General features: G+C 68.4%; 8 protein-coding genes. 4 read left to right on the top strand and 4 right to left on the bottom strand.

Going from position 1 to position 9893, the window contains the following annotated elements; translation table 11 throughout:
• Both Q664_RS18525 and Q664_RS18520 read left to right on the top strand, forming a co-directional pair.
• Nucleotides 1-3502: hybrid sensor histidine kinase/response regulator (locus Q664_RS18525; protein WP_043397019.1), on the top strand; the 3502-nt coding region annotated here is incomplete at its 5' end.
• A 37-nt stretch (nt 3503-3539) separates the two neighbouring features.
• The gene (locus Q664_RS18520) at nt 3540-4394 is read left to right on the top strand and encodes a CheR family methyltransferase (RefSeq protein WP_052518321.1); all 855 of its coding nucleotides are present in this window, start codon (nt 3540-3542) and stop codon (nt 4392-4394) included.
• Here the strand turns inward: Q664_RS18520 and Q664_RS18515 are convergent, their stop codons facing one another.
• The 3 genes from Q664_RS18515 to Q664_RS18505 form a co-directional block, all read right to left on the bottom strand.
• Entirely contained in the window at nt 4395-4844 is a 450-nt protein-coding gene (locus tag Q664_RS18515) for a hypothetical protein (protein ID WP_043396985.1), read from the bottom strand. It lies immediately after the preceding gene.
• Between the two features lie 90 nt (nt 4845-4934).
• Nucleotides 4935-6863, bottom strand: a complete 1929-nt coding sequence (locus Q664_RS18510) for a YgiQ family radical SAM protein (protein WP_043396982.1) — start codon at nt 6861-6863, stop codon at nt 4935-4937.
• A gap of 147 nt (nt 6864-7010) precedes the next feature.
• Nucleotides 7011-8162 carry a hypothetical protein gene (locus tag Q664_RS18505; protein WP_043396979.1) on the bottom strand — a complete coding sequence of 384 codons (1152 nt, stop codon included), beginning with the start codon at nt 8160-8162 and terminating at the stop codon, nt 7011-7013.
• 36 nt (nt 8163-8198) lie between these two features.
• On the opposite strand from Q664_RS18505, the gene Q664_RS18500 reads away from it, so the two are divergent.
• Nucleotides 8199-8849, top strand: coding sequence for an HAD family hydrolase (locus tag Q664_RS18500; RefSeq protein WP_043396977.1), 651 nt, complete (start codon nt 8199-8201; stop codon nt 8847-8849).
• Nucleotides 8850-8856: 7 nt separating this feature from the next.
• Here the strand turns inward: Q664_RS18500 and Q664_RS59145 are convergent, their stop codons facing one another.
• Nucleotides 8857-9027 carry a DUF6081 family protein gene (locus tag Q664_RS59145; RefSeq protein WP_160174438.1) on the bottom strand — a complete coding sequence of 57 codons (171 nt, stop codon included), beginning with the start codon at nt 9025-9027 and terminating at the stop codon, nt 8857-8859.
• A gap of 57 nt (nt 9028-9084) precedes the next feature.
• On the opposite strand from Q664_RS59145, the gene Q664_RS18495 reads away from it, so the two are divergent.
• Nucleotides 9085-9876, top strand: a complete 792-nt coding sequence (locus Q664_RS18495; protein ID WP_043396975.1) for a class I SAM-dependent methyltransferase — start codon at nt 9085-9087, stop codon at nt 9874-9876.
• Nucleotides 9877-9893 lie beyond the last annotated feature (17 nt).

Raw genomic sequence — 9893 nt, 5'->3', positions numbered from 1 at the left:
GTCCTTCGCTTCCGAAGTGACCCGCGTGGCCCGCGAGGTGGGCACGGAAGGAAAGCTGGGCGGCCAGGCGCAGGTGCAGGGCGTCGCCGGCATCTGGAAGGACCTCACGGACAACGTGAACAGCATGGCCAGCAACCTCACCGCCCAGGTGCGCGGCATCGCCACGGTGGTGACCGCGGTGGCCGCCGGTGACCTGAAGCGCAAGCTGGCCCTCGTCGCCAAGGGCGAGATCGCCGCCCTGGCCGACACCATCAACGGGATGATCGACACGCTGGCCACGTTCGCCGACCAGGTGACCACGGTGGCCCGCGAGGTGGGTATCGAAGGAAAGCTGGGTGGCCAGGCCAAGGTGCCCGGCGCCGCCGGTACGTGGAAGGACCTCACGGACAACGTGAACTCGATGGCCGGCTCGCTCACCACCCAGGTGCGCTCGCTCGCCGAGGTCGCCACCGCCGTGGCCAAGGGCGACCTGACCCGGAGCATCTCGGTGGAGGCCCAGGGCGAGATGGCCGCCCTGAAGGACAACATCAACCAGATGATCTCCAACCTGCGTGACACCACGCAGAAGAACACCGAGCAGGACTGGCTGAAGACCAACCTCGCGCGCTTCACCCGCCTGCTGCAGGGCCAGCGCGAGCTGGAGACGGTCTCCAAGCTCATCCTCAAGGAGCTGGCGCCGCTGGTGCAGGCGCAGCACGGCGTGTTCTACATCATGGACGGCGGCGACAAGATGCAGGCACTGCGTCTGCTGTCCGCCTACGCCTACAAGGAGCGCAAGAGCCTCGCCAACTCCTTCAAGCTGGGCGAGGGCCTGGTGGGCCAGTGCGCCCTGGAGAAGGACCGCATCCTCCTCACCGACGTGCCGGACGACTACATCCGCATCAACAGCGGACTGGGTGAGGCCAAGCCCCTCAACATCGTCGTCCTCCCCGTCATCTTCGAGGGCCAGGTCAAGGCCGTCATCGAGCTGGCCAGCTTCTACCGGTTCAGCGAGACGCACCTGTCCTTCCTGGATCAGCTCACCGAGTCCATCGGCATCGTGCTCAACACGATCGCCGCCGGCATGCGGACGGAGGAGCTGCTCAAGCAGTCCCAGAGCCTCGCCGACGAGCTGCGCAGCCAGCAGCAGGAGCTCACCGAGACCAACCGCCGCCTGGAGCAGCAGGCCAAGAGCCTCCAGGCCTCCGAGGAGCGCCTCAAGCAGCAGCAGGAGGAGCTGCAGCAGACCAACGAGGAGCTCGAGGAGCGCAGCCGCCTCCTGCAGGTGCAGAACATGGAGGTCGAGCGCAAGAACCGCGAAATCGAGCAGGCCAAGGTGGCCCTCGAGGAGCGCGCCCAGCAGCTCGCCCTCTCCTCGAAGTACAAGAGCGAGTTCCTGGCCAACATGAGCCACGAGCTGCGCACCCCGCTCAACAGCCTCCTCATCCTCTCCAAGCTGCTGGCGGAGAACTCCGAGGGCAACCTCAGCGGCCGTCAGGTGGAGTTCGCCCAGACGATTCACGGCGCCGGAAGCGACCTGCTCAGCCTCATCAACGACATCCTGGACCTGTCGAAGATCGAGTCCGGAACGATGAGCGTGGACGTGGACGAGGTGTCGCTCAGCAGCCTGAAGGACTTCGTGGAGCGCACCTTCCGCCAGGTGGCCGTGGATCGGAAGCTGGGCTTCAAGCTGGAGTTCACCCAGGCCCTGCCCTCGCACATCCTCACCGACGGACGCCGGCTGCAGCAGGTGCTCAAGAACCTGCTGGCCAACGCCTTCAAGTTCACCGAGGAAGGCCACGTCACCCTGGACGTGCGTCCGGCCCGCAGCGGCTGGAGCATCGATCACCCCGTGCTCAACCAGGGCGGCGCGGTGCTCGCCTTCTCCGTCATCGACACGGGCATCGGCATCCCGGAGAACAAGCAGCGCATCATCTTCGAGGCCTTCCAGCAGGCGGACGGCACCACCAGCCGCAAGTACGGGGGCACCGGCCTGGGTCTGTCCATCAGCCGTGAGATCGCCAAGCTGCTGGGTGGCGAAATCAAGGTGACCAGCGCCCCGGGCAAGGGCAGCACCTTCACCCTCTACGTGCCGCAGACGTACGTGCCCGTCACCAGCTCGCTCCGTCCGCAGCAGCTCGGCAACGGCGGCGCCGTTGGCAACGGTGGCAACGGCGGCGGCGTCTCCTCCGAGCGGGTCACGGCCGAGGCGCGGCTCAACGCGCTGCGCGCGGAGGTGGAGACCGCGGTGCAGGACGCGGAGCTGGCGCGCGAGGAGGAGGTCGAGGACGACCGGCGCAACATCCAGCCGGGAGACCGGACGCTGCTCATCATCGAGGATGACATCGTCTTCGCCCGCATCGTGCTGACCCTGGCCCGCGAGAAGGGCTTCAAGGGCCTGGTGGCGCTGCGCGGAGACACGGGCCTGGCCATGGCGCGCCAGTACCGGCCGGATGCCATCACCCTGGACATCGGCCTGCCCGTCATCGACGGGTGGAACCTGTTGGATCGCCTCAAGCACGACAGCCGCACCCGCCACATCCCGGTGCACATCATCTCCGCGAGCGAGGAGCAGCGCAGCCGCGGCCTCAGGCTGGGCGCGCTGGCGGTGCTCCAGAAGCCGGCCAACCGCGAGGCCCTGGGCGATGCCCTGGCCCGGGTGAAGGGCTTCATCGAGCGGCCGGTGAAGAACCTGCTGGTGGTGGAGGACGATCAGCGCCAGCGCGACAGCATCGTCACCCTCATTGGCAACGGCGACGTGAAGACGACCGCGGTGGGCAGCGGCCAGGATGCCCTCAACGCCATGCAGGAGCGCTACTTCGACTGCGTGGTGCTGGACCTGGGCCTGCCGGACATGACGGGCCTGCAGCTCATCGAGGCGATGAAGCTCAAGGGCCACACCCCGCCCATCATCGTCTACACGGGCAAGGAGCTGTCCGAGGAGGAGGAGACGGTCCTCAAGCGGGTCACCGACGCCATCATCATCAAGAGCGTCAAGTCACCCGAGCAGCTCCTGGACGAGACGGCGCTCTTCCTGCACCGCGTGGAGGCCAATCTGCCCGAGAACAAGCGGGCGATGATCAAGCAGGTGCACCAGAGCGATCCGGTGCTGGCCGGCAAGAAGGTGCTCGTCGTGGACGACGACGTGCGCAACATCTTCGCCCTCACCAGCGTGCTGGAGAAGCACAAGATGCAGGTGCTCTACGCGGAGAACGGCCGCAAGGGCATCGACATCATCCGCGCCACGCCGGACCTCAACGTCGTCCTCATGGACGTGATGATGCCGGAGATGGACGGCTACGAGACCATGCGCGCCATCCGCCAGGTCAACGAGCTGAAGAGCCTGCCCATCATCGCGCTCACCGCCAAGGCCATGAAGGGAGACCGCGAGAAGTGCATCGACGCGGGCGCCAGCGACTACATCACCAAGCCGGTGGAGACGGACCAGTTGCTCAGCTTGCTGCGCGTCTGGCTGTTCAAGAACGCGGAGCGTGCACACTCTGGCGGCAACAACAACGGGTAATCCCCGTCTCGAGTGAGCGGGCAGCGGGTGACGGGTGATGAAGGAAGCGCTGGTGCGTGAAGCGGTCGAGGGTGATGACGCCCTCGAGGACATCGAGCTGGACCTGCTCCTCGAGGGCATCATGCGGCGCTACGGCCTCGACTTCCGGGGCTATGCCCGCACGTCCCTGCGGCGGCGGGTGTGGAACATGGTCCACGCCCAGAAGCTGGGGACGCTCTCCGCGCTCCAGGCCAGGGTGCTGCACGACTCCTCCGCCATGGAGGAGCTGCTGCAGCACCTGTCCGTCAACACCACCACCATGTTCCGGGACCCGAGCTTCTTCGCGACATTCCGGGAGAAGGTGGTCCCCCACCTCTTCTCCGCCCCCTTCGTGCGCATCTGGCACGCCGGGTGCTCCACGGGTGAGGAGGTGTACTCGCTGGCCATCCTCCTCATGGAGGCGGGCCTGTACGAGCGCAGCCGCATCTACGCCACGGACATGAACGCGGCCGTGGTGGAGCGGGCCAAGTCCGGCATCTTCCCCATGGAGCACATGCGGGAGTACACGGCCAACTACCTGCGCGCCGGGGGCACCGCCGCCTTCAGCGACTACTACACGGCCAACTACGACCACGCCATCTTCAAGGCGCCGCTGCGCAAGAACATCGTCTTCGCCCAGCACAACCTGGTGAGCGACGGCACCTTCAACGAGTTCAACGTCATCCTCTGCCGCAACGTGCTCATCTACTTCGGCGCGGACCTGCAGACGCGCGTGTACCGGCTGCTGAACCAGTCGCTGCGGCGCTTCGGCGTGCTCGCGCTCGGACGCGGCGAGACGCTGCGCCACACCGTCATCGAGACCGAGTACGACGAGGTGGATGCGCAGGAGCGCCTCTACCGCCGCCGCGCTTGATCAGTGGGGGACGGGGGGACGCGGCTCGTCCGGCGCCTCGGGGGAGAGTTCCTGCTCCACCTTCTTGCGCACCACCTGCCTGGTGGCGATCTCCTCCTCCTCGCTGCGCTGGCGCCGGCGCACCAGGCCCTGCGCCTCGTCCACGAACCAGAAGAGCACCCGGAAGAAGGCGGCGATGACGGTGACGAGGATGGAGGAGAGGAACCAGCTCAGCACCGTGCCTGGCCAGCCGCCCACCACCACCGTGATGGGATAGGTGCCCGTGAGCGGCACCAGCACGAAGGCCACGTAGTGCGAGGTGCAATAGGGACAGGACGCCAGGTAACCGCACCAGGTCTCCTTGCCTCCGAGCCACTCGCGCAGGGGCGCGAAGAGACGCTCCCGGGTGAGGGTCTGGGAGAGCCCCATCACCACCGCGGATACGGCGAAGAGCTGGAACAGGTCCGTCATATGGCCAAAGGTGGCAACGGACCCGGGCAGACGCCGTAGGTCCATCGAGCCCCCGACCGAAGTCCAGGGAGGCGAGCGGACAGGCGCTGCTCAGCGAGCCCGCCGCTCCTGACGCTCGCGGGCCTCGGCCTGCTTGCGGCGCGAGGCCTCGGCGGCGGTCTCCGGAGGCACCAGCGCGTGCGGCCCGCGGCCGATGAGATCCTCGCGGCCGGCCTGCTGCAACGCCTCGCGGGCCAGGGGCCAGTGCTCGGGGTTCCAGAAGAGCAGCAGCGCCTTCTGCAGCCGCTTCTCCCGCAGCCCCTTCGCCGTGTAGACGGGCTCCATCTTCAGGGGATCCATTCCCGTGTAGTACATGGCCGTGGCCACGGACATGGGCGTGGGGATGAAGTCCTGCACCTGGCGCGGCCGCTTGCCGTTCTGCTTCAGCCACAGCGCCAGCTCCACCATGTCATCCAGCGCCGAGCCCGGGTGGCCGCTGATGAAGTAGGGGATGTCGTACTGCTCCTTGCCGGCCTCCTCGCTGGCACAGGCGAACATGTGCTGGAAGCGCTCGAAGCTCTCGATGCCGGGCTTCTTCATCTTCTCCAGCACGCGGGGCGACACGTGCTCGGGCGCCACCGACAGCTGGCCCCCCACGTGGTGCGCGGCGAGCTCCTTCACGTACTCGGGGGAGCGCTCGGCCAGGTCGTAGCGCACGCCGCTGGCGATGAAGACGTGTTTGACGCCCTCCTCCGCTCGCACCTGCTTCATCACGTCGATGAGGGGCCCGTGGTCCGTTTGCAGGTTCTCGCAGACGCCGGGGTGCACACAGGACAGCTTGCGGCAGCGCCGTTCGATGTCCTCGCTCTTGCACTTGAGCTTGTACATGTTGGCCGTGGGGCCACCCAGGTCCGTGATGGTGCCGCGGAAGTCCCCCATGCGCCGCAGGGCCCGCACCTCGCGCAGCACGCTCTCCGCGCTGCGGCTCTGGATGACACGGCCCTCGTGCTCGGTGATGGAGCAGAAGGTGCACCCGCCGAAACAGCCACGCATCAGCACGATGGAGTGCTTCACCGTCTCGTAGGCGGGGATGCGCTCCTTGTACATGGGGTGTGGGACGCGGTTGAAGTGGAGGTCGTACAGCTCGTCCATGGCCACCGACGCGTTGTCCCCCTTGCCTTCCCCGTCCTCCAGGGGCCGCGCTGGCGGGTTGAAGTAGACGGCGCGGTTGCCATGCCGCTGCGCCAGGGGCCGCCCGTTGCCGGGGTTGGTCTCCATCTGGAAGTCGCGCGACATGCGGGCGAACGCCAGCTTGTCCGCCACCACCTCCTCGTAGGAGGGCAACACCACCACCTTCTGGTCCACGGCGCGCTTCGCCGGGTCCGCCTCGTGGGCCTTCATCTCCGCGTCGTTGATGATGTACGCGGTGCCGCGCACGTCGCGGAGGTCTTCGATGCGCTCGCCCCGGCGCATGCGGTCGGCCACCTCCCAGACGGGGCGCTCGCCCATGCCGAAGACGAGCAGGTCCGCCTTGGCGTCCATGAGGATGGAGCGGCGCACCTTGTCGCTCCAGTAGTCGTAGTGGGCGATGCGGCGCAGCGAGGCCTCGATGCCACCGAGGACGATGGGCACCTCCGGGTAGGCCTCGCGGCAACGCTGGGCGTAGACGATGGTGGCCCGGTCCGGCCGGCAGTTGGTGCGCCCGCCCGGGCTGTACTGATCCTCGGAGCGGTTCTTCTTCTGCGCGGTGAGCCGGTTGAGCATCGAGTCGAGGTTGCCGGCGGCCACCCCGAAGAAGAGCCGGGGCTTGCCCAGCGCCTTGAAGGGCTCGGCGGAGTGCCAGTCCGGCTGGGAGATGATGCCCACCTTGAAGCCACGGCCCTCGAGGAAACGGGCGATGAGGACGGGGCCGAAAGCGGGATGGTCCACGTACGCATCGCCGGAAACGATGATGATGTCGAGCTGCTCCCAGCCCCGGGCCTGCATGTCGGCACGGGTGACGGGGAGGAAGGGATGCGCGTAGCGAGTCTGTGTGGCCATGGGGGTACCCATCCCTCCCCTAACCCCTGAGAACGCCTGGATGCAAACGAATGCTCTCCGGGGAGGACGGAGGGCCCCCGCCCGGTTGCCCGGCCAGCGTCATCTCCAAGCGCCCACGGGGCCAGGTCCCGGTGGTTCGAGCGGCCTTCAGCCCTGGCTCGGCTGCTCGCCGCCCGCCGCGCGCCGCCGCAGCACGGAGGCCGCGAGCCCGTACAGCGTGCTCACCCCCATGCCAGCGCAGACACAGAGCGGAGGCAGGACGAGCAGCAGGTACTGGGCCCACTTGGTGGACCAGAGCACCAGGAACACCAGACCCACCAGGGCCCAGGCGGCCCACACGGGGCGCTGGCGCCACGTGGCTGGCAACCCGATGGCGGCCAGGGGCAGCAACACCCAGACCGTGGCGCCCGTGGCGAAAACACCCTTGTGCCACCAGGTGGGGGTCGCGTGCGTCAGGTGGTAGAGCGGCTGGTACCAGGGTAGCGCCGAGCGCACCACGTGCTCGCTGTGCGAATAGTTCCAGTGGAACGTGACGGACGCCCACAGGCGCCCCAGGGGATCCGGCCAGAGGGCTGGATCCGCGAGCACGAACACGGCCATCGCCGGGAGGACGAAGGCGGCCCACACGCGCCACCGGGCCCGGCCGTACCCCACCAGGAACGGCAGGAAGGCCAGCCCGACCACCATCGCGTACGGGTACTTGCCCGCGGCCGTGAAGCCCAACAGGGCCCCGGAGAGCGCGAGCGGTGCGAGCTGGAAGGGCGCTCCCCGCCCCGCCTCACGGGCACCCCGGCGGGCCCGCTCGAAGGCGAGCACGGCGAGGATGGCGAAGAGGCCGGGGACGGCCTCCAGGTAGGCCTGCGAGGTGTACTTCACGTGGTACGAGTCGAACGCGAGCAGGAGCGCGGCCGCCGGGTGGACCAGGCCGATGAGGCCCACCTGGAGGATGCCCATGACCCCGGACAGCCAGCGCGTCCGCCGGAAGACGGGCACGGCGGGCTCCGGGATGGGGCGGCCCACGCGCACCGTCTTCCACTCCGGCTCGGGCGTCCCGGACACCCACAACTCCGAGGCATACAGGAGCTTCACCAGCGGTGGGTGCTCGAAGTTCTCCTGGTACGCCATGAGCTCGCCCCAGCGGCCTCCCTCCACCATCTCCGCGTAGCGGTACGCCAGGGGGAGGTAGATGCCCTCGTCGAAGTCCGGGGGCAGCTTCTCGATGGCCCGGGCGCGCTGCCAGGTGGCCGCCAGCAGGGCGAGGAGCAGGGTGACGAGGGCCAGGATGCGTTTGCGCGCCATCGCCGCCGCGAATAGCACAGAATGGCACCGGCCCCCATGACGCACCCGCACAAGACGATCGTCTTCGACCTCGACGGCACGCTGGTGGACTCGCTGCCGGACATCATCTCCAGCTTCCAGTACGGCTTCGCGAGCCTGGGGCTGCCAGCGCCCACCGACGCGGAGGTGCGCCCGCTCATCGGCCATCCGCTGGAGGCCATGTACGCGCACTTCGCGCCCGCGCACGCGGTCTCGCTGTGCACCGTCTACCGCGAGCACTACGCCCGCAACTTCGTCAACCGCTCGCGCCCCTACCCCGGCGTCGTCGAGCTGCTGCGGACGCTCCGGCAGCGGGGCTACCGGCTGGCCATCGCCACCACCAAGCGCACGGACATGGCCCGGCGCTTCGTCGAGGCGCTCGGGCTGACGCCCGCCCTGGACTACGTGCAGGGAACCGATGGCTTCCCCCACAAGCCCGCCCCGGACGTCATCCACCGGGCCCTGGCCGCGCTGGGCACCGCCGAGGGCCTGTGGATGGTGGGCGATACCACCCACGACATCCATGCCGGCAAGGCGGCGGGACTGCGCACCTACGCCGTCACCTGGGGCAACCACGACGCCGGGACGCTCGCCACCGCGGCCCCGGACGAGCTCCAGCCGGACCTCGGGCGCCTGCTGGCGCACCTGCCTCCCCTTCCCCCGGCCTGAGCGGTGCCTACCGGGGCGCGGGGGACGCGGAAATCTCGAAGCGACCCCACGAGGCCTTCAAGCCCTGTCCCTTGAGGGAGCGGCTGCGCCCCTCGTGGATGGGGTGGAGCGTGAACAGACCAAAGCCCAGCTGGACGCGCTCTGGGATGGCCGTGCCCTCGGTGAGACCCTGTTGCATTCGTGCGTCGACATGGGACACATGTCGGGGACGACATTCGAGGTGAGGAGTCATTCGATGAGAGGACAGACCAGGGCGTCGGAGGCTCGAGAGCAGGGGGGTGCAACACCCGCCCAGGCCGCACGGCTCCAGGGAGAGCCGCGGCGGGAGTACGTCCGCGCGCTCTTCGACACCATCTCTCCCCGCTACGACTTCCTGCGGCTGCTGGTGTTCGCTGGCCATACCAGCCTGTGGTACCGGCGGGCACTCCGAACCCTGGGCCTGCGCGCGGGAGATCGCGTGCTGGACGTGGGCTGTGGTACCGGCGAGTCGACCCGCTTCCTGCGCCGCCAATACCCGGGCGTTCGCATCGAGGGCATGGATCTGTCTCCCGGCATGCTGAGCGTCGCCCGGAAGCATGATGCCCAGGGCACGTACTTCGAGGGCGACGTGTGCGCCATCGACCGGCCCGACGCCGCGTATGACGTGGTGCTCACGGCGTTCACGTACCGCAACTTCCCGGATCCCGAGCTCGCCATGCGCGAGATGCTGCGGGTGCTGGCTCCGGGCGGACGATTGATCATCCTGGATCACTTCTACCCTCGCGACTCAGAGGTGTGGCGAGCCCTGTACACGACGTGGATGCGGCGGGTGATGCCCCACGTCGTCAGCCCCTTCGTCGAGGACACCGCCCCCTACCGCTACCTGGCCGAGAGCATCATCAACCAGCTGAGCATCCCCGAGTTCTCGGAGCTGATGTCCCGCTGTGGCGCGGAGCTGGTCCACAGCGAGCGCTACAGCGGCGGCGCGGCGGCGCGGCTCATCGCCAGACACCGCCCCACCAGCCACCAGGGGAGCACCTCGCGATGAGCCGGAAGATCGACGCC

The organism is Archangium violaceum Cb vi76, assembly GCF_000733295.1.
GTDB lineage: Bacteria > Myxococcota > Myxococcia > Myxococcales > Myxococcaceae > Archangium > Archangium violaceum.
This window is presented reverse-complemented; position numbering and strand designations above follow the sequence as displayed.